Origin of the sequence: Enterobacter sp. MGH 4 (assembly GCF_000534735.1) — a bacterium.
In the GTDB taxonomy this organism is placed as follows: Bacteria; Pseudomonadota; Gammaproteobacteria; order Enterobacterales; family Enterobacteriaceae; genus Enterobacter; species Enterobacter intestinihominis.
On record NZ_KI973289.1, the window covers coordinates 1,575,129 to 1,592,776 of the forward strand.

Below are 17,648 nucleotides of genomic sequence, written 5' to 3' on the forward strand. Positions count from 1 at the left end.
AGATGACAAAAATATTCAGGAAGAATTATCCGCGCCAAAGCCGGGTTAAAGAGGCTCTATTTTTCCTTCTCTTTCTTATTTTAATGATTCCAATATCACCGATAGTCCTCATCTGGCTAGCAGGAGAGCAGGCAGAAAAAATAGCTGAGTGGTATAGCTCCATCGTATGGGGGCCGTTTAACAAACTGCACAACAAATTGAATCCGTACAGGGAGGACTAACCCATGACAACTAACAACCACCCGGCGAACGGTCCTGTATCACTCGAGCGCCTGCACCAGATACGCGAAACACTCAGCAAAGCAGCAGCACAAAGCGACGGCGGTAATATCGGCTACGCAATGTCTGATGCTGTGAAGGTGATTGATGGAGCTATTGCAGCGTTTGGTACGGAGCCTGTGGCGTACATGACATACAAGGGTTATTTGCTGCATGCTGCCGACCCGAAGTTAGCTGAGTATAGCGACCCGACTCCGCTCTACACCGCCCCGCCAGCGCCGGTATCTGTGCCTGATGCGATGGAAATGGATGATGACTTTGACAGCGCGTTTGAACACGGAAAAGCTGTCGGCTGGAACGCCTATCGCGCAGCCATGCTTCAGTCGTTCGGTAATTCCGAACAACTCAACTCTCCGGTGATTCCGGATGGTTGGAAGTTGGTGCCGGTTGAGCCGACAGAGGAAATGAACAAGGCTGGCTGGACCGCGATGAATGAACATGACGCTATCAACCCAACCTACCGCGCCATGCTCGCAGCAGCACCGGATTTTCGGGAAAACGCGGAAACGTCAACCAAATGCTGGTGCCGGACCTGCCGCCCGGTGAAAATTTCCGACATGCGATTCGTCGTCTGTCCTGATTGCGGAAATAAGCGCTGCCCGCACGCTAATGACCACCGGAATGCATGCACCGGAAGCAACGAGACAGGGCAAGAAGGGAGTGCTTATCCAGCAGCACCGCAGCAGGAGGTGAAGTGATGAGCAAGTTAACTTTCGTTATTGAGTTCGAAGACGGCAAGGAACCTCCAGTGCATGCCCATATGGAGGCTTTCGGCGGGAGGGTTGTTGCGGTCGCGTTCCGTGATGCATTGCGAGAGGATGATCACCCTGCGACGATCACTAGCTCTCCTCAGGTGCTTAGTGAGATGCGGTGCTTTATCTGCAATGGTAAGCATCCGATAGGTGTCGCCTGCCCATTTAGTTCGCCAACAGTGGTATCGCATAATGCCTAACCCATTCGACGCAGTAATGTTCGTGCGGCTGGTCATAGGCGCACTTCAGGGTATGGGGTGGCTGCCATGGTGAGCAAACTCAAACAGCGGCGCGTGCGCCGTCTTAAAGCCGACGTAACCTGGTGGCGTGAAGAGGCAGAGTATTGCCGTTCCCGCATGCTGGAGCTGGCCGGGGAAATCGACAGGCTCAAAAAACTGGTTATCCGCGTGCCTATGCCGGTTCTCATGCCAAAGGAAATGGTCCACCAGATCTATTACACCGAAACAAAAAGATGTCGTACCTGCAATGATGGGCTTCGTGGTGGTTGCTCATCTTGCATTTTCTATAAGAGATAGCCGGGTGCAGCCGGTTAAGTGGAGAGCAACGTATGGGGCAGTTAGTAACACTACATGAGTGGGCTTCGGGTCCTAATGGGTTCAAATATCCATTAAGCAACTCAGCACTAAACAAAATAGCCAAGACCAAGCAAACTTTTCCACCAGCTTTAAAGCAAGGTCGCCGCTGGGTTATAGATGAGGACGCTCGTTTTATTGGCATGGTAGGCAATGTTGATATTTCATCATCGTTATCAGACAAGGCTCGCCAGTTAGTGGAGAAAGCAATAAATGGCAGCTCGCCCCAGAAAGCATAACGTCAAAATACCCAACCTTTATTGCAAGTTGGATAAACGTACATCAAAAATTTACTGGCAATATCGCCATCCTGTCACTGGAACTTTTATAGGTTTCGGAACTGATGAAGAGGCCGCGAAGGCCGCTGCTACTGAGTTGAATCGGATAACCTCTGAGCAGGAAACACGGCAATCTTTCGCACTGATTGATATGGCCATGAAGAGTTCAGAAAAGAAAGAACAAGGAATTCGTGTTGCAGACTGGATAAAAAGATACGTAGATATTCAGATGGAAAGAATGCGTGATGGAGAGATAAAAAAACCGACTGTTAAATCAAGAAGAATATGTGCTCAAGTTCTCGCTGACAGGGCTCCTAATATACGCCTCAAGGATGTAGACACAAAACTGATTGCAACAATTATTGATGAATATAAATCTGAAGGTAAACACAGAATGGGTCAGCTTGTGCGAAGCGTTCTGAACGACGTATTTAAAGAGGCACAGCATGCTGGCGAGGTTGACCCAGGTTATAACCCTGCTTTAGCAGTGAAGAACCCGATAGCTAGGGTGAAGAGAAGCAGACTGAGCATTGAACAATGGAAGTTAATTTATGAAAGCGCTGGATCAATGCCTCCATGCGCTCAGAATTCCATGCTTTTGGCTCTGGTAACGGGCCAGCGTATTGGAGACATAGTGTCGATGAAGTTCAGCGACATCTGGGATAATCACCTTCATATAACTCAGAACAAAACAGGCGTGAAGTTAGCTATTCCATTAAATTTAAGATGTGACGCCATTGGAATGACATTGTCTGATGTCATAAGCAAGTGTCGGGACAGAGTTGTAAGCCCATATTTAATCCATCACGTTAAACATCATGCTTATGGTAAGGCAGGCTCACACGTCCCTGAAAAAACAATTTCTAAGTATTTTAAGGAAGCGAGAGACAAAGCGAATATCGTGTGGCCAAAGGATTGCACCGCCTTGCCTCCTTTCCATGAGCAGAGATCTCTTTCATCAAGAACATATGAAGCCCAGGGTATAGATGTAAAAACATTGCTTGGTCATAAGACAGAAGCTATGAGCGCTATGTATGGAGATGATCGCGGTTTGGAATGGAAAAAATTAGTTATTTAACGGGATGTATGAACCAGAGAGCCCCCCTGATTTCCGATTTATGCGGTATACGTTTTGGGGAGTTTTTTTGGGGATGATTTGGGGAAGAAAATTTCTTAATAGAATACAAATAGTTGCAATGATGCGAATTGCTCCAGAAACAGTCTTCCACCAGCAACGCATAAATCAACAGCCAGCGCTCCCGCTGGCTGTTTTCTTTCAGCCCTCTCCCTCCCGTGCTAATGTAGCAAGCTACGTATTGGCTAATCACAGGTGAAATCGTTATGTCTGATGACGTGACCGGGACGACAACCCATCAGCAGCTAATCAGCTTATTAACCGAGCAGGAGGCGCACTTTCGTGTGGTGGCGCATGAGGCCGTAGGGAAATGCGAAGCGGTCAGTGAAATTCGCGGGACCGATCTCCGCCAGGGAGCAAAAGCGCTGGTCTGTAAGGTAAAAGGCAACGGCGTTAAGAAACATATTCTGGCAATCCTCGCCGCCGATCGGCAGGCCGATCTGAGCCTGCTGGCCAGCCATTTCGGAGGGCTTAAGGCATCTCTCGCCAGTCCGGCCGAAGTGGATGCGCTTACCGGCTGCGTTTTCGGCGCCATTCCCCCCTTCAGCTTTCACCCGGATCTGACGCTTGTCGCCGATCCGTTGCTGTTTGAGCGCTTTGACGAGATCGCCTTTAACGCCGGTCTGCTGGAAAAATCGGTGATTATGGATACCCAGGACTATCTGCGAATCGCCCGTCCTGAACTGGTGTCGTTCCGTAAACAATAAATACAGAGGCTGGCTAACGGTCAGCCGTTTTCCAGCAGCAGCACGGAAGCAATCAAAATAATCGCGATGATAAAAAACGATGAGGAGATAATCAGCGTTTCGACAAACATAGGATCGTTCATGATGCCCTCTGCCTTGCCCATTTCCTTTTTTTTTACTCCCGCATAATGACAGTTAAATGACAATGACGCGTCCGCGAAATGACAATTTTTCGCTGAAACGATTCGCTGTTAACTCCCCTCCCCCGTATAAAGTCACTGTTTAAATACTTTATTTGTTACCGGTATCACGAAAAGAAATTTACGTAACCCCGATGCCAGATCTCGCAATTGTTAACCTTTTCATGATGGTTAACCTTGTTTACGGAGCACCTCATAAATAAACCTTACACTGGCAAGGTGAATACAATGACTGAGATAATTACCCGTAAAGAAAAAATCAGTTATGGGTTAGGCGATATGGCGAGCCATATTGGGCTGGATAACGTCATTATTTTTCTGACGTTTTACTATACGGACGTGGTGGGGTTACCTGCCGCATTCGTGGGCACTATGTTTCTTCTGGCGAGAACCGCCGATGCCATAATTGATCCGGCGATGGGCTATATCGCAGACAGGACGCGTACCCGCTGGGGAAAATTCCGCCCCTGGATGCTGTGGCTGGCGCTGCCCTTTGGCGCAAGCTGTCTGCTGACCTACGCCGTGCCGGCGTCGCTCGACCTGCACGGTAAAATGATTTTCGCCACCGTCAGCTATACCCTGATGATGCTGATGTATACCGCAATCAATATTCCCTATTGCTCCATGGGCGCGGTAATTACGCCCGACAACGATGCGCGAATTTCCCTTCAGTCTTATCGCTTTTTCCTTGCCACGCTGGGTGGCGCGTTGTCGACATTCTTTATGATGCCGCTGGCAGAGTTTTTAGGCGGCGACGATAAATTACTGGGCTACCGCTGGGCGATGGCCATTATGGCGACCGTCGCGGTCATCATGTTCTGGATCTGCTTCGCGAATACGCGTGAACGTATTAAGGCTCCCGCCACCCACAATAATTATCTTGCGGAACTGCGGGATTTATTACGAAACGACCAATGGCGCGTTGTCGCCGTCCTGGTATTAACCAATATTGGTTTTGGCGTTATTCGCCTTGGCGCAATGATGTATTTCGTCACTTATTATCTCGGTAGCGCAAGCTATTTTATGTGGATGCTCGGGGCGCATATTCTCGGGAAAGCAGCAGGCAGCGCGCTGGCCAAACGTCTGACGCAGAACGTCAGCAAAGTGCAGATGTTTGGATATTGTTCCGTACTGGCGGGGGTACTCAGCATCGCCCTGTTCTTTGCGCCTAAGTCGGTGCTTATTCTGGTGCCCATGACGTTTATCGTCTCCACCCTCTACCAGGCCACCACCACGCTAATGTGGGTGATGATGGCGGATGTCGCCGATTACGGCGAATGGAAACAGGGCAAACGCATGGACGGCGTGATCTTCTCCACCTTCCTCGCCGTACTCAAGCTGGGGATGGCGATCAGCGGCGCGATTGTTGGCTGGACGCTGGGCTTAAGCGGCTATGTTGCCAATGCCCCGGAACAAACTACCACGGCCATGTACTGCATCATCGCCCTCTTCACCGTCGTACCTGGCATCTTGTCGCTCTGCGCGTTTGCCACGCTGCGCTGGTACAAGCTCGACGACAGCACAATGCAATCCATCCATCTCGCCAAACACCCTGTTTAGAAGGACGCATTATCCATGAGTGAGCTGATTCAACATTCCAACTGTATCGAATGGCGTTTTGAACGCCAGATCCTGCGCATCGAACCCTGGGGAGAAAACAGTCTTCGCGTCAGGGCCACCTGCTCCCCGGCATTTGATGACGCCTTACAGGCACTGTTGCCCGCCGCCCCTTGCCAGGCCGAGATTGTCGCCGAAGCGGAAAGCCTGACGCTGCGCAACGGCAATATTACCGCGACCCTGAACCTTAAAGGTCAGCTGGCCTTCTACAATCAGCGCGGCGAACTGCTGCTGGAGGAGATGTGGCGCCAGCGTTCAACGGTGGGTATCGGTGCCAGCGAGAAGAGTCAGGATAAATATGTCAGCGCCCTGAAGCTGGATGGCCGCGAATTTAAACCGCTGATGGGCGGCAAATATCAGCTCACCGTCCGGTTTGAATCGCGTCCGGATGAACGCATCTATGGCATGGGTCAGTATCAACAGCCGTGGCTGGATCTGAAAGGCTGTACGCTGGAGCTGGCTCAGCGCAACTCCCAGGCCAGCGTGCCCTTTATGCAGTCCAGCCTTGGCTATGGCCTGCTGTGGAACAACCCGGCGATTGGTGAAGCCAGCTTTGCAAAAAATCAGACGGAATGGCGCGCCCGCGTCACAGGAGAGATGGACTACTGGATCACCGCCGCTGACACGGTGGCGGAGATCACCCGCCAGTATGTGAAAGCCACCGGTACTCCGCCCCCCGCCCCGACGTTTATCAGTGGACTGTGGCAGTGCAAATTGCGATACCGCACCCAGCAGGAGGTGCTTGAGGTTGCGCGGGAGTATCGCCGCCGTAATCTGCCGCTGTCGGTGATGGTCATCGACTTTTTCCACTGGCCGAATCAGGGCACCTGGTGCTTCGACCCCGTAGACTGGCCCGATCCTGAAGGCATGGTCGACGAGCTGCGCGAAATGGGTATTGCGCTGATGGTGTCGGTGTGGCCAACGGTAGAGGCGCGCAGCCCCCTCTACCCGCTGATGAAAGCCAAAGGCTGGCTGGTCAGCAGTGAGCGCGGCGTGCAGGTCAACCTCGATTTTATGGGCAATACCACCTTCTTTGATGCGACCCATCCAGAGGCGCGGAAATTCGTCTGGGATACGGTGAAGAAAAATTACTACGACATGGGCATTAAGCTGTTCTGGCTGGACGAAGCGGAGCCGGAATATCGCGCCTATGATTTTGACAACTATCGCTACCACGCCGGTCCGGTACTGGAAGTGGGCAATCGCTACCCGCGTGACTTTGCGCAGGGCTTTTACGATGGGCTCCAGGCAAACGGCGAAACCGACATTGTTAACCTGGTACGCTGCGCCTGGGCTGGCAGCCAACGCTTCGGCGTGCTGGCGTGGTCGGGTGATGTCCACTCCTCGTTCCATGCTTTTCGCAATCAACTCGCCGCAGGACTGAATATGGGGCTGGCGGGGATCCCATGGTGGACGACCGATATCGGCGGCTTCCAGGGAGGGAACGTTAACGACCCGGCATTCCATGAATTGCTGATCCGTTGGTTCCAGTGGGCGGTGTTTACACCGGTTCTGCGCATGCACGGCTATCGCGAACCGCAGATCCAGCCCCCGGAGCGCTACCGTGACGGCATTCCTCAGTGTAACAGCGGTTCGCCTAATGAGCTGTGGAGTTACGGAGAAGAGAATTACGCCATCATGCAGCACTGGCTTACCGTGCGCGAAACCCTACGCCCGTATATTGATGCGTTGTACCGGCAGGCTCATCTGCACGGAGACCCGCTCATGCGTCCGCTGTTCTGGCACTATCCGAAGGATAAGCAGAGCTGGGCATGTGAAGATCAGTATCTGTTTGGTGAAGATCTTCTGGTGGCGCCGGTTATGCAGGCCGGTCAGCGTGAGCGCGATGTCTGGCTGCCGACGGGCAATAGCTGGATCGCCCTCAACGGTGAGCGCTACGCCGGTGGGGAGCATATCCGGGTGCCTGCGGCGCTGGAAACCATCCCGGTGTTTATCCGCGAAGGGAGTCCGCTTATCCAGCAACTGGTGGACTGACGTCAGGCAAGTGCCCAAAAATAGACAATTTTTTCAGTAAAGCCTGCCTGCCGTCGCGTTTGCGCGTAAAGTAAGCAGGCTTACTATTTTTGGCAAGGATCCCGTCATGTTCGACCCTACACTACTCATACTTCTGGCCCTGGCTGCTCTGGGTTTTGTCAGCCACAATACCACCGTCGCGATTTCCATTCTGGTCCTGATCATCGTTCGCGTCACACCGTTGAACACCTTCTTCCCGTGGATAGAAAAACAGGGGCTTACCATCGGGATCATTATTTTGACCATCGGTGTGATGGCCCCGATTGCCAGCGGAACGCTACCGGCCTCAACGCTGCTGCACTCCTTTGTGAACTGGAAATCGCTGGTGGCGATTGCAGTGGGCGTTTTTGTCTCATGGCTTGGCGGGCGCGGCGTGACGCTGATGAGCAGCCAGCCTTCTCTGGTGGCCGGGCTGCTGGTGGGCACCGTGTTAGGCGTGGCGCTGTTTCGTGGCGTGCCGGTTGGCCCGCTGATTGCTGCCGGACTGGTTTCGCTGTTTATCGGGAAGTCGTAGTCAGGCTGGCGATATAGCGGGCGGGCGTCTGTCCCAGTCCTTTCTTGAACATGGTGATAAAGGCGGTGGTGGAGTCATACCCCAGCGCCTGCGCCGCCTGCTGGACCGACTTTCCGCCGATCAAAAACTGCAATGCGACAATCAGCTGGAGCTGGTGTCGCCAGCGGCGAAAGCTTAAGCCGGTCTCTTTCACCACCAGTCGCGCCAGATTGCGCTCGCTCATGGCAAAGTGGCTGGCCCACTGCGCCAGCGTCTGCCAGGCGGCAGGTTCGTTTGCCATGGTCTCACTCATCAGACGAATTTTCGGATGCGGAGATACCGGCAGCTGGAGATGCTCCTGCGGTTGCAGGGGCAGTTCATCAAACAGGACGTCAACCAGCCTTCCGGTAGCGGGAAGAGGCAGTTCCTCCTGTGACCTGTCCGCGAGCGCCAGCACCAGCTCCCGCACCAGGGGTGATATTTTCAACGTACAGGTACGGGTCGGCAATTCGAGCGCACCGGGTTCAATAAACAGCAGGCAGAGCTGCGCGCCGGGCGTCGCCTTGTTGCTGTGCGGCGTTTGACCCGGGATCCACACCGCATACTGGGGCGGTACCATCAGCATCGCGTTCTCTACTTCACAGGTGATCGCTCCTCCCAGCGCCATAATCAGCTGCCCTTTGCGGTGCTGATGCAGCGGAATGTACTGTTCTTGTGCCACCACGCGGATGCGAAAGGCCACCGCCGCGTCGTGCTGGCTATCGGGATCGTAGCCGTCGAGTCCCAGTCCATACATAAAGTTGTCCGATATTAGCGATAAACTGTCATTTTAGCCTGATTTCAACCACGACTTAAATCGGTATGGTATGCGCTCGCCTGAACGTAAGAGACAATAATGACTACTGCTATTCAACCTTCCGGGAAACAGGGCGCGCTGCTGGTTGCAGGCATCCTGATGATCGCCACGACGCTGCGCGTCACCTTTACCGGGGTCGCCCCCCTGCTCGACACCATCCGACAGGACTATGGCTTAAGCACGGCGCAAACCGGCCTGCTCACAACGCTGCCTCTGCTGGCCTTCGCCTTTATCTCTCCCCTTGCCGCAGGCGTCGCCCGGCGCCTGGGCATGGAGCGCAGCCTTTTTATCGCTCTACTGCTGATTTGCATCGGGATTGGCGTACGTTCGCTGCCGTCGGCCTCGCTGCTGTTTATCGGTACGGCGATCGTGGGCTGTGGGATTGCGCTGGGCAATGTCCTGTTACCCGGATTAATCAAACGTGATTTTCCGGGCCAGGTCGCAAAACTGACGGGGGCTTATTCGCTGACGATGGGGGCCGCCGCTGCCGCAGGGTCTGCGCTGATCGTCCCGCTGTCGCTGGAGAGTGGTGGCTGGCACGGGGCGCTGTTGATGCTGATGTTCTTCCCGCTGGTGGCGCTGCTGCTGTGGTTACCGCAATGGCGCCAGAGGCCGGCCGCCACCCTGACCGGTGCGGGCGCGTTGCACAATCGGGCAATCTGGCGCTCCGCACTCGCCTGGCAGGTGACGCTTTTTCTGGGCATTAACTCGCTGATTTACTACGTCATTATCGGCTGGTTACCCGCGATTTTACTTAGCCACGGCTACAGCGAAACGCAGGCTGGCTCCATGCACGGACTTCTCCAGCTGGCAACCGCTGTTCCCGGTCTCGCCATTCCGCTGATCCTGCACCGTCTTAACGATCAGCGTGGCATAGCCGGGCTTGTCGCTCTGATGTGCGCCGTCAGTGCGGCCGGGTTCTGGTTCGCGCCGGGGCTGGCCGTCGTCTGGACGCTGGTGTTTGGCTTTGGATCCGGCGCCACCATGATCCTCGGCCTGACGTTTATCGGACTGCGCGCCAGCTCGGCTCATCAGGCCGCCGCGCTCTCCGGCATGGCACAGTCGATTGGCTATCTTCTGGCGGCCTGTGGCCCACCGCTGATGGGGAAAATTCACGATACCGCCGGAGACTGGCGCATTCCGCTGCTGGCCTGCGCGCTGGCTGCGGTAGTGATGGCCCTGTGCGGCATGCTGGCCGGGCGTGACCGGGAGATCACACCCCGCTGACATTCAAGGCAGACCTGACGGTCTGCTTTTTTTATCCCTGCGCCGCCCGCAGCATGGCCTGTACCAGCACCACCGGGCGCCCTTGAAGCGCAGCCCGCTCATGCTGGAACAGGGTGATGACAAAGAAAGGATGGGTCAGCAGCTCTGCCGCGCGGATCTCGCCCTGCTCGTCCCAGCCCGTTACGCGCATGTCGCCCCGCTCAAGCTGGCTGGCAAACTCAGACGAGACGCCGTAATTGCAGTGATAACCTTCATGAATTTCCGGCTTGCCGTACGCTTTGGCAATCAGCGTGTTGTTCCGCAGCTCAATCGCGTCGGTTTTTTCCACCAGCGAGCAGGCCAGCGGCGCAATCACCATCCTCCCCTCGGTATCGGTTTCGGCATGGCCTGCATCGTGCCAGCCCAGCACATTACGGGCATACTCAATCAGCGCATGCTGGAACCCGCCGCAGGTGCCGAGAAAAGGGATGCTGTTCTCACGCGCGTAACGCGCGGCAATAAACGCCGCCTCGGTGTTTTTATACGGGCTTGCCGGTACCAGCCAGATGGCATCGTACCCGACCAGGTCTTCGGGGTTGGTCAGCTCAGGCGTGGCGAGCCAGTCATAATCAGCGGTGAGATCCAGAACCGCAGCGGCGTCGTCAATCGCCAGCGGGATCGCCTGGTGCGCAATAACATCGGGATTGTAATCACCAACCAGCGCAATGCGCAGCGTCGTTTTAACCGGGGAGAGTTCCATGAGAGATTCCTTATGCCGGAGGATTTTCAGATAACATAAGGAACCTCAGACTACCGATCTTTTGCAATTATCACAATACCTTAAATTGGGTGGTTAAACGCCGGGTGCTATAGTGTTCTTGCCGAACGTCGCACGGTAGGAGGAAAACGGATGATTCAATGTAAGCGCGTATATGAACAGGCAACGTCAGACGATGGTTACCGGGTGCTGGCAGACAGACTCTGGCCGCGAGGGATAAAAAAGACCGACCTCGCCTGTGATGAGTGGTGTAAAGCGCTAACGCCGTCCAGCGAACTGCGGAAAGCCTTTCACAGTGAAACGATCGATTTCACCGCGTTCAGTGAAGCCTATCGTAAAGAGCTGGCGCAGCAGCAGGATGAAGGCAAACGCCTGGCGGCCCTCGCCCGACAGCAGACCGTGACGCTACTCTATGGGGCGAAAAATACGGAGCAGAATCACGCGCGGGTACTGGCGGACTGGCTGCGTAAACTGTGATTAACCGATCGCCAGCTCATCCACGTTGTGTGGCATCTCGTCGGGAGTAAGCGGCATCAAATGTTCCGGGCGAACAAACGCAAAACCGTGCTGATTATCAAAGGCGTAAACATCACCGGTGACCAGCCACAGCGCACGCGCTGATGTATCAGGTAATTGCGTCATGACGCCGTTAACCGGGTTCACAAAACGCTGGCCCGGCTGACAAAGGCCAAACAGCTCTACGGATTTACCGATATTTCGACGGCCCGCCGTCGTACGCGCACCCACAATTATCGCCATGCTGCCCGGTTTTAACTGAAACATACTTCTTCTCGCAAACGTACCGCCAGAAACTGGCTAAGAATAATCCTAAAGAGAAGTGTATCGCAGTTTTATTGCCGTTGTCATCTGGTCGGTTGCGGATGATCGCGTCGATAGAGATCCCATTCATCGATCACTTCCCCGCCTGGCAATTTACACTCGGTACGTACACCCTGCGGGCTTTGAACAGGGATTTGCTCTCCCCCTTTTTCCAGACAGTACACTGACGCCGGATTTGCCATACCAATAGCGTGCGGCGGTTGAGGCGCATCGGGAGGAGGTGTCTTTGTTGAGCATGCGGCCAGCGGTAAAACCAGCGCCAGGAGAAGATATTTCATTATCATGATCCTTCAGGGTGTTGAAAACGTCAGAGTAACGGGTCATCGCCGTTTTCTCCATGATTTCTCCATTAAACCTGCACGATTCATCCCTATAGTGGTGTCTGTTCTCACTCTGACCAGAGAACATCATTCCGTAATCAAGATGTTTTGCCCCGATCTCAACATCGGGGCTTTTTTTTAGCCTCTCCTTCATCCGCTTTCAGAAGAATCTATAAAATTAATCCAGTTCATGTTTTACTATGACCGGAGTCTATATTTTCAGCATAACATGCAGATACAGAGGTCTTCTGCATGGGAGTCAACCTGCCTCATGTCAGATATCATTCTTGCCCGTGTTTCAGAAACCCTCTCCACCGAGCAATCTCTCGACAGTCTGGTGCGTCAGCTACTGGAAATGCTGGAAATTGTGACGGATATGGAATCAACCTACCTGACCAAAATCGATATCAACGCGCGTTTGCAGCACATTTTATATGCCCGTAACAGCAAGCAAATGCAGATCCCGGAAGGGTTCAGCGTGCCCTGGGACGAAACGCTGTGTAAGCGCGCCATGGATAGCGACACCTTGTTCAGTAACGAGGTGCCCGACCGCTGGCCGGAATGTGAAGCGGCAAAAGCACTGGGTATTACAACCTATATGAGCGTGCCGGTTCACCTGGCTGACGGTTCTCTGTACGGCACGCTTTGCGCTGCCAGCACCGCACAGAAACAGTTCAGCGAACGTGGCGAGCAGGTGATCAGGCTCTTTGCCGGGTTAATTGGTCAGTACATTCAGAAAGAGTCGCTTGTGCTTCAGCTTCGTGAAGCAAATGCGGCGCTCATTGCCCACTCTTACACCGACGCCCTTACCGGCCTGCCGAATCGTCGCGCCATTTTTGAAAACCTTACCACCCTGTTCTCACTGGCGCGCCATCTTAACCGCAACGTCATGATTGCCTTTATTGATCTCGATGATTTCAAGCGAATCAATGATCAGTACGGTCATGAAGCGGGCGATCGGTTCCTCGTTCAGGTCGGCAATCGACTGACTCACCAGCAAACGCAGGACGAAATTATCGGCCGGCTCGGCGGCGATGAATTTCTGGTTGCCAGCCTGAGTCACAGCGATGATGGCGACGCCAGCATCGAGGTCAACGCTATCAAAACCCGCCTCAACGGCCGTATCACGGGTGAATATGGGTTAGGTAATGTCACTATTCTCTATCCCGGTGCAAGCTATGGCATCGTTATTGTTGATCCTCACTGCACAGATGAAGATAGTGCCCTGCGCACCGCAGACCTCGCGATGTATCAGGATAAAAAAGGAAAAAACAAAACAGGCTTTGTCGCGTTAGATTAAAACCGTACACTCTACGGCCTTATACAAACTCAAACAGGTGATGGCATGAGAATAGGGATCCTCTTTCCGGTGGTTATTTTTATCACGGCAGTCGTGTTTTTAGGCTGGTTTTTCCTTGGCGGTTACGCCGCGCCGGGGGCATAAATGAGAAAAACGACCCTCATCATGCTGATTGTCGCCATCGTGGCCGTCGCCGGTACGCAGTTAGGCTGGTGGTAACGCCCAAAGTAAAAAGGCCGCCCTCAGGCAGCCTTTTTTAACACAGGTCAGATTTAGCTTTTGATTTTTCTGTAGATAAACAGAACAACCAGCGCGCCAATCACCGCGACGACAAAGCTGCCGAAGTTGAAGCCATCAACTCTGCCAAAGCCGAACAGGGTACTGATCCAGCCACCGACGACTGCACCCACAATCCCCAGAACGATCGTGACGATGAAACCGCCGCCATCTTTGCCCGGCATAATCCACTTCGCCAGGATCCCCGCAATCAGCCCAAAGATAATCCAGGATAAAATTCCCATAGCTTTCCTCTCTGTATGGTTTTTGTCATTAAATCAACGACACAGAAAAGGATAGCACAGGATCTGAGAAAGGAAATTTGTGATAAGAATCACACGGTTCGTTTGAGTAAAATCTGAGCAATAAAAATTGCCGTTCCACACTCATCGTGGGGTTGCATCTTTTACTGAGAAAGATTATCTTTCTCATTACTGAATAGTTGAGCAAATCACTCAGGTATTCAGTACGACATTGCTCACATTGCTTCCAGTATTTCTTGCCCACTTTTTAGTGGGCTTTTTTTTGCCTCACCCCACCAAAATCTGGCGTTTTTTCCCATGAGGTGAACCGCTATTCTCTGTGGCTACTGAACAGCAAAGTGAATCTGATAACATGAACGTATCGAGCAAGTTCGTCATCTGCCTTAATCTTGTTTCTGCCAGTACGCTACTGTTACTGCTCTCAACACGGTTTGAGTGGTTCTGAGATGTAATGAGTCGGCATGGTGGCTTTCCTTTCAATCACGTGCGGGCTTAACGCGCATACTTGTAGCTTTAATGACCTGTGTTAAGATCCCTGCACCTCAGGACGTGGCGGGACAGCAGGAAAATGAACAAGGCCATTGCCGTTGCTATCATCTCAACCTTTATGGTCGTCCTGTCGCTGTATGCGGTTAACGCCATTATCGTTGAGCAGCAAAAGGACCGGCAGAGGGAGATCTCCCACACGCTCTTACGCTATTCCGAAGACTTGACGCAAAATATCGCCAGTACGCTTAAAAATACCTCCGCGAAGGGATGCGATAACGCCAGCCTGAACGTCTACCGTAAATTAAAGATGCAGAGTCTCTATTTCGCCGATGTGGGGTTTATTGAAAATGGGAAAATTACCTGCACCGCATTTTGGGGCAAGCTGGCAAATCCCATCGCCCTTCCCTCTGAGCTTCACAACACCCTGAACGGATTCAGTCTGGCGCAATTTTCACAGAAAGATTTTTTTGTAGGCAATGCGACAATTTATAACCATCTTATTATCTTCACATCACGTTCAGCCTACGATAAATTCTCTCCGGTCACCGCCAACTATTCACTTCGTTCTACCACGAAAGATTTCGACCGAACCTTTTTTACCGTTACGTCACCTACAGAAAACCTTAGCCGCTTGTCGTCACTGTTATTCACGCAGACCGTGACGCAGTGCAGCACGCGCTGGGATTTGTGCGTTACCGTCACCCACCACAATGCCGGACTGGCATCGCTCTCCCGCGTAGTGATGGTGCTCCTGTGCCTGTTTTTATACTTTATCTGGGTATCCCTGACGCTGTTTTCTCTTCGACTTTATGAAGATCGACTTTCTCTTGAGCGAACGCTGGTCAAGGCGGTGATAGCGAATACTATCAGCGTTCATTTTCAGCCCATAATTCGGGTTGCTGATAAGAAAATCGTCGGGGTTGAAGTGTTATCAAGATGGCAGGATAACAATCACAAAGAGGTTTCTCCTGAGCTGTTTATCCCGTTAATTAAAAAAATTGGTCTGTATAACGTTTATTATCAGAACATGATAAAGAAATCCCTGGCGGAAATTGCCGCTCTGGCGGCCGAACATCAGTTAATGATTTCACTGAACGTTGGCCGGACGGAAATTGAAGACGGCAAATTTCTGGCGGTATTACGTCATGCATGCTTAGAGAACGCTATTCCCTTATCGTTAATCAAAGTTGAGTTATCCGAGAATGGCGTTTCCACCTCGGCCATCCTTGAAGAGTTTTGTGAGGATCTTAAATCGGCAGGCGTCAAAATTTCAATAGACGATTTTGGCGTGCAAAACTCTAATCTGGCAAGGCTGTCCAATCTCAAATATGACGAAATCAAAGTGGATAAGTCGTTAGTGGATGGCATCAACGAGCATTATAAACAGGATATCCTGGTGATCTTTAGCGACGCGCTCGCTAAACTGCACAAAACCCTGGTGTTTGAGGGAGTCGAAAGCGAAACGCAATATCAGTTCATCGCGCAGAGATACCCCGATGCCCTCGTGCAAGGCTGGTACTTTTCAAAATCACTAACCCGGCACGACCTCGCCAGCCTGCTGGCTTACTCAGCGCGATGAAGCGTTATTCATTGCCCCATTGATTCAGGAAGTTCGCAATATCGTCAATGCGCGCTTCATCTATCTCCGCCTGGACAGCCATCTCCCGCTGCGCCTCTTCACTGATTTCCTCATTGTTGTATAAGCGAGTGAGCAGCAGCTGAAAATAGTGTGCCAGTGGCGTACGCTCCGCCTCTTCTGGCGGTTTTGCCGTTTCAGTCGCATACTCGTCGACGATGTCATAATACTTGAGCGGGATATCATGGGTCATAGCGTTGTTTTCCGTCTTGTGTGCATAAAAAACGGGAACCCTCAGGCTCCCGTTGTCATTTAACCCAGCGAGTGGATTACATGTTCGCGATAATCGCGTCGCCAAACTCTGAGCATTTCAGCAGTTTAGCGCCTTCCATCAGACGTTCAAAGTCATAGGTGACGGTTTTCGCGTTAATCGCGCCTTCCATACCCTTAACAATCAGGTCTGCGGCTTCGAACCATTCCATATGACGCAGCATCATCTCTGCGGACAGAATGATAGAGCCTGGGTTGACTTTGTCCTGGCCTGCATATTTCGGTGCAGTACCGTGAGTTGCTTCAAACAGGGCGCACTCGTCACCGATGTTCGCGCCCGGGGCGATACCGATACCACCGACCTGTGCTGCCAGCGCATCGGAGATGTAGTCACCGTTCAGGTTCATACAGGCGATCACGTCATATTCAGCAGGACGCAGCAGGATCTGTTGCAGGAACGCATCGGCGATCACATCTTTAATGATGATCTCTTTACCGGTGTTCGGGTTTTTAATTTTCTGCCATGGGCCGCCGTCGATCAGTTCACCGCCGAACTCTTCGGTCGCCAGCTGGTAGCCCCAGTCTTTGAACGCGCCTTCGGTGAACTTCATGATATTGCCTTTGTGAACCAGGGTCACAGAGTCACGATCGTTGGTGATAGCGTATTCGATGGCGGCACGCACCAGACGCTTGGTCCCTTCTTCGGAGCACGGCTTGATGCCGATGCCGCAATGCTCAGGGAAGCGAATTTTCTTCACGCCCATCTCTTCGCGCAGGAATTTAATCACTTTTTCTGCATCAGCAGAATCCGCTTTCCATTCGATACCGGCGTAGATGTCTTCAGAGTTTTCACGGAAGATGACCATGTCGGTCAGTTCCGGGTGCTTAACCGGGCTTGGAGTGCCCTGGTAGTAACGCACCGGACGCAGACACACATACAGATCCAGTTCCTGACGCAGCGCCACGTTCAGGGAGCGAATGCCGCCGCCAACTGGCGTGGTCAGAGGGCCTTTGATAGCAACGCGATAGTCGCGGATCAGGTCCAGCGTTTCGGCTGGCAGCCAGACGTCCTGGCCATAAACTTGAGTCGATTTTTCACCGGTGTAAATTTCCATCCAGGAAATTTTACGCTCGCCTTTGTAGGCTTTCTCAACAGCGGCATCAACCACTTTCAGCATTGCCGGGGTAACGTCTACACCGATACCGTCACCTTCGATGAACGGGATAATCGGGTTGTGAGGAACGTTAATCTTGCCGTTTTGCAGGGTGATCTTTTTACCTTCCGCCGGAACAACTACTTTGCTTTCCATTAACCTCTCCTTCGAGCGCTTCTGGTTGTTACTGATCTTATGTTAATAAATTGTAATGAGCCTTCCGATAGTACCTGATTGTCCGACGCCATGAAAG

Annotated in this window: 25 protein-coding genes; 17 read left to right on the forward strand and 8 right to left on the reverse strand. The window is 52.6% G+C overall.

The window, feature by feature from the left end; translation table 11 throughout:
• Nucleotides 1-2: 2 nt before the first annotated feature.
• From L350_RS0122285 to L350_RS14900, 7 genes are all read left to right on the forward strand, one after another.
• Entirely contained in the window at nt 3-221 is a 219-nt protein-coding gene (locus L350_RS0122285; protein WP_032180563.1) for a DUF4014 family protein, read from the forward strand.
• Between the two features lie 3 nt (nt 222-224).
• Complete coding sequence (locus tag L350_RS24650; RefSeq protein WP_032624450.1) at nt 225-977, forward strand: hypothetical protein; 753 nt, start codon at nt 225-227, stop codon at nt 975-977.
• On the forward strand, nt 977-1,231 hold the full coding sequence (locus tag L350_RS14915; protein ID WP_032624451.1) for a hypothetical protein: 255 nt from the start codon (nt 977-979) through the stop codon (nt 1,229-1,231). Before L350_RS24650 ends, L350_RS14915 begins: the two co-directional genes overlap by 1 nt.
• Nucleotides 1,232-1,297: 66 nt before the next feature.
• Complete coding sequence (locus L350_RS14910) at nt 1,298-1,567, forward strand: hypothetical protein (protein ID WP_032624452.1); 270 nt, start codon at nt 1,298-1,300, stop codon at nt 1,565-1,567.
• Nucleotides 1,568-1,599: 32 nt separating this feature from the next.
• Complete coding sequence (locus L350_RS23130) at nt 1,600-1,863, forward strand: excisionase (RefSeq protein ID WP_062676769.1); 264 nt, start codon at nt 1,600-1,602, stop codon at nt 1,861-1,863.
• Entirely contained in the window at nt 1,838-2,980 is a 1,143-nt protein-coding gene (locus tag L350_RS14905) for a phage integrase Arm DNA-binding domain-containing protein (RefSeq protein WP_032624453.1), read from the forward strand. The genes L350_RS23130 and L350_RS14905 overlap by 26 nt, the downstream gene beginning before the upstream one ends.
• A gap of 263 nt (nt 2,981-3,243) precedes the next feature.
• A complete protein-coding gene (locus L350_RS14900) occupies nt 3,244-3,744 on the forward strand; it encodes a YbaK/prolyl-tRNA synthetase associated domain-containing protein (protein ID WP_023299826.1) in 501 nt (166 codons plus the stop codon).
• A gap of 20 nt (nt 3,745-3,764) precedes the next feature.
• Here L350_RS14900 and yoaI read toward each other — a convergent pair whose 3' ends face one another.
• Nucleotides 3,765-3,866: a small membrane protein YoaI gene (yoaI, locus tag L350_RS24655; RefSeq protein ID WP_017384693.1), complete on the reverse strand. Its 102-nt coding sequence runs from the start codon at nt 3,864-3,866 to the stop codon at nt 3,765-3,767.
• Nucleotides 3,867-4,151: 285 nt separating this feature from the next.
• Here yoaI and L350_RS14895 point away from each other — a divergent pair, with 285 nt between their 5' ends.
• From L350_RS14895 to L350_RS14885, 3 genes are all read left to right on the forward strand, one after another.
• Complete coding sequence (locus tag L350_RS14895; RefSeq protein WP_023305891.1) at nt 4,152-5,483, forward strand: glycoside-pentoside-hexuronide (GPH):cation symporter; 1,332 nt, start codon at nt 4,152-4,154, stop codon at nt 5,481-5,483.
• Between the two features lie 15 nt (nt 5,484-5,498).
• Nucleotides 5,499-7,535 carry a glycoside hydrolase family 31 protein gene (locus L350_RS14890; protein WP_032624454.1) on the forward strand — a complete coding sequence of 679 codons (2,037 nt, stop codon included), beginning with the start codon at nt 5,499-5,501 and terminating at the stop codon, nt 7,533-7,535.
• Between the two features lie 106 nt (nt 7,536-7,641).
• Complete coding sequence (locus L350_RS14885; RefSeq protein WP_003857881.1) at nt 7,642-8,088, forward strand: DUF441 domain-containing protein; 447 nt, start codon at nt 7,642-7,644, stop codon at nt 8,086-8,088.
• Here the strand turns inward: L350_RS14885 and L350_RS14880 are convergent.
• Nucleotides 8,072-8,863 (reverse strand): AraC family transcriptional regulator, encoded by a 792-nt coding sequence (locus tag L350_RS14880; protein ID WP_023305889.1) that lies wholly within the window; start codon nt 8,861-8,863, stop codon nt 8,072-8,074. The genes L350_RS14885 and L350_RS14880 overlap by 17 nt on opposite strands.
• 99 nt (nt 8,864-8,962) lie before the next feature.
• Here L350_RS14880 and L350_RS14875 point away from each other — a divergent pair, with 99 nt between their 5' ends.
• Nucleotides 8,963-10,150 (forward strand): CynX/NimT family MFS transporter, encoded by a 1,188-nt coding sequence (locus L350_RS14875; protein WP_032624455.1) that lies wholly within the window; start codon nt 8,963-8,965, stop codon nt 10,148-10,150.
• Between the two features lie 31 nt (nt 10,151-10,181).
• Here L350_RS14875 and L350_RS14870 read toward each other — a convergent pair whose 3' ends face one another.
• Nucleotides 10,182-10,889, reverse strand: coding sequence for a CTP synthase C-terminal region-related (seleno)protein (locus L350_RS14870; RefSeq protein WP_032624456.1), 708 nt, complete (start codon nt 10,887-10,889; stop codon nt 10,182-10,184).
• 150 nt (nt 10,890-11,039) lie between these two features.
• Here L350_RS14870 and L350_RS14865 point away from each other — a divergent pair, with 150 nt between their 5' ends.
• A complete protein-coding gene (locus L350_RS14865) occupies nt 11,040-11,384 on the forward strand; it encodes a DUF488 domain-containing protein (protein ID WP_032624457.1) in 345 nt (114 codons plus the stop codon).
• Here L350_RS14865 and L350_RS14860 read toward each other — a convergent pair whose 3' ends face one another.
• Together L350_RS14860 and L350_RS23135 are read right to left on the reverse strand one after the other, a co-directional pair.
• Nucleotides 11,385-11,690 carry a hypothetical protein gene (locus L350_RS14860; protein WP_022647778.1) on the reverse strand — a complete coding sequence of 102 codons (306 nt, stop codon included), beginning with the start codon at nt 11,688-11,690 and terminating at the stop codon, nt 11,385-11,387.
• An 80-nt stretch (nt 11,691-11,770) separates the two neighbouring features.
• Nucleotides 11,771-12,025 carry a putative hemolysin gene (locus L350_RS23135; protein ID WP_022647777.1) on the reverse strand — a complete coding sequence of 85 codons (255 nt, stop codon included), beginning with the start codon at nt 12,023-12,025 and terminating at the stop codon, nt 11,771-11,773.
• A gap of 313 nt (nt 12,026-12,338) precedes the next feature.
• Here L350_RS23135 and L350_RS14855 point away from each other — a divergent pair, with 313 nt between their 5' ends.
• From L350_RS14855 to yoaJ, 3 genes are read left to right on the forward strand one after another with little or no spacing between them, the layout of a single operon-like run.
• Nucleotides 12,339-13,367 (forward strand): sensor domain-containing diguanylate cyclase, encoded by a 1,029-nt coding sequence (locus L350_RS14855; RefSeq protein ID WP_032624459.1) that lies wholly within the window; start codon nt 12,339-12,341, stop codon nt 13,365-13,367.
• Nucleotides 13,368-13,412: 45 nt separating this feature from the next.
• Nucleotides 13,413-13,511, forward strand: a complete 99-nt coding sequence (locus L350_RS24205; RefSeq protein WP_015570793.1) for a YoaK family small membrane protein — start codon at nt 13,413-13,415, stop codon at nt 13,509-13,511.
• Entirely contained in the window at nt 13,512-13,586 is a 75-nt protein-coding gene (gene yoaJ, locus L350_RS24860; protein WP_071785224.1) for a protein YoaJ, read from the forward strand.
• Between the two features lie 53 nt (nt 13,587-13,639).
• On the opposite strand, the gene L350_RS14845 is transcribed toward yoaJ, so the two are convergent.
• Nucleotides 13,640-13,888, reverse strand: a complete 249-nt coding sequence (locus L350_RS14845; protein WP_022647775.1) for a GlsB/YeaQ/YmgE family stress response membrane protein — start codon at nt 13,886-13,888, stop codon at nt 13,640-13,642.
• Between the two features lie 370 nt (nt 13,889-14,258).
• Between L350_RS14845 and yncL the strand changes: the two genes are divergently transcribed.
• Together yncL and L350_RS14840 are read left to right on the forward strand one after the other, a co-directional pair.
• Nucleotides 14,259-14,351 (forward strand): stress response membrane protein YncL, encoded by a 93-nt coding sequence (gene yncL / locus L350_RS23150; RefSeq protein WP_071524166.1) that lies wholly within the window; start codon nt 14,259-14,261, stop codon nt 14,349-14,351.
• Between the two features lie 123 nt (nt 14,352-14,474).
• Nucleotides 14,475-15,974 carry an EAL domain-containing protein gene (locus L350_RS14840; RefSeq protein WP_032624460.1) on the forward strand — a complete coding sequence of 500 codons (1,500 nt, stop codon included), beginning with the start codon at nt 14,475-14,477 and terminating at the stop codon, nt 15,972-15,974.
• A gap of 4 nt (nt 15,975-15,978) precedes the next feature.
• Here L350_RS14840 and L350_RS14835 read toward each other — a convergent pair whose 3' ends face one another.
• Together L350_RS14835 and icd are read right to left on the reverse strand one after the other, a co-directional pair.
• Entirely contained in the window at nt 15,979-16,224 is a 246-nt protein-coding gene (locus L350_RS14835) for a DUF2543 family protein (protein ID WP_022647773.1), read from the reverse strand.
• Nucleotides 16,225-16,300: 76 nt separating this feature from the next.
• The gene (gene icd, locus L350_RS14830; RefSeq protein WP_003857898.1) at nt 16,301-17,551 is read right to left on the reverse strand and encodes an NADP-dependent isocitrate dehydrogenase; all 1,251 of its coding nucleotides are present in this window, start codon (nt 17,549-17,551) and stop codon (nt 16,301-16,303) included.
• Nucleotides 17,552-17,648: the final 97 nt, after the last annotated feature.

Bases quoted from the DNA above. Each gene is read 5' to 3' on its own strand.
- L350_RS0122285 (WP_032180563.1), top strand. From the start codon at position 3: ATGACAAAAATATTCAGGAAGAATTATCCGCGCCAAAGCCGGGTTAAA.
- L350_RS24650 (WP_032624450.1), top strand. From the start codon at position 225: ATGACAACTAACAACCACCCGGCGAACGGTCCTGTATCACTCGAGCGC.
- L350_RS14915 (WP_032624451.1), top strand. From the start codon at position 977: ATGAGCAAGTTAACTTTCGTTATTGAGTTCGAAGACGGCAAGGAACCT.
- L350_RS14910 (WP_032624452.1), top strand. From the start codon at position 1,298: ATGGTGAGCAAACTCAAACAGCGGCGCGTGCGCCGTCTTAAAGCCGAC.
- L350_RS23130 (WP_062676769.1), top strand. From the start codon at position 1,600: ATGGGGCAGTTAGTAACACTACATGAGTGGGCTTCGGGTCCTAATGGG.
- L350_RS14905 (WP_032624453.1), top strand. From the start codon at position 1,838: ATGGCAGCTCGCCCCAGAAAGCATAACGTCAAAATACCCAACCTTTAT.
- L350_RS14900 (WP_023299826.1), top strand. From the start codon at position 3,244: ATGTCTGATGACGTGACCGGGACGACAACCCATCAGCAGCTAATCAGC.
- yoaI (WP_017384693.1), bottom strand. From the start codon at position 3,866: ATGAACGATCCTATGTTTGTCGAAACGCTGATTATCTCCTCATCGTTT.
- L350_RS14895 (WP_023305891.1), top strand. From the start codon at position 4,152: ATGACTGAGATAATTACCCGTAAAGAAAAAATCAGTTATGGGTTAGGC.
- L350_RS14890 (WP_032624454.1), top strand. From the start codon at position 5,499: ATGAGTGAGCTGATTCAACATTCCAACTGTATCGAATGGCGTTTTGAA.
- L350_RS14885 (WP_003857881.1), top strand. From the start codon at position 7,642: ATGTTCGACCCTACACTACTCATACTTCTGGCCCTGGCTGCTCTGGGT.
- L350_RS14880 (WP_023305889.1), bottom strand. From the start codon at position 8,863: ATGTATGGACTGGGACTCGACGGCTACGATCCCGATAGCCAGCACGAC.
- L350_RS14875 (WP_032624455.1), top strand. From the start codon at position 8,963: ATGACTACTGCTATTCAACCTTCCGGGAAACAGGGCGCGCTGCTGGTT.
- L350_RS14870 (WP_032624456.1), bottom strand. From the start codon at position 10,889: ATGGAACTCTCCCCGGTTAAAACGACGCTGCGCATTGCGCTGGTTGGT.
- L350_RS14865 (WP_032624457.1), top strand. From the start codon at position 11,040: ATGATTCAATGTAAGCGCGTATATGAACAGGCAACGTCAGACGATGGT.
- L350_RS14860 (WP_022647778.1), bottom strand. From the start codon at position 11,690: ATGTTTCAGTTAAAACCGGGCAGCATGGCGATAATTGTGGGTGCGCGT.
- L350_RS23135 (WP_022647777.1), bottom strand. From the start codon at position 12,025: ATGAAATATCTTCTCCTGGCGCTGGTTTTACCGCTGGCCGCATGCTCA.
- L350_RS14855 (WP_032624459.1), top strand. From the start codon at position 12,339: ATGTCAGATATCATTCTTGCCCGTGTTTCAGAAACCCTCTCCACCGAG.
- L350_RS24205 (WP_015570793.1), top strand. From the start codon at position 13,413: ATGAGAATAGGGATCCTCTTTCCGGTGGTTATTTTTATCACGGCAGTC.
- L350_RS14845 (WP_022647775.1), bottom strand. From the start codon at position 13,888: ATGGGAATTTTATCCTGGATTATCTTTGGGCTGATTGCGGGGATCCTG.
- yncL (WP_071524166.1), top strand. From the start codon at position 14,259: ATGAACGTATCGAGCAAGTTCGTCATCTGCCTTAATCTTGTTTCTGCC.
- L350_RS14840 (WP_032624460.1), top strand. From the start codon at position 14,475: ATGAACAAGGCCATTGCCGTTGCTATCATCTCAACCTTTATGGTCGTC.
- L350_RS14835 (WP_022647773.1), bottom strand. From the start codon at position 16,224: ATGACCCATGATATCCCGCTCAAGTATTATGACATCGTCGACGAGTAT.
- icd (WP_003857898.1), bottom strand. From the start codon at position 17,551: ATGGAAAGCAAAGTAGTTGTTCCGGCGGAAGGTAAAAAGATCACCCTG.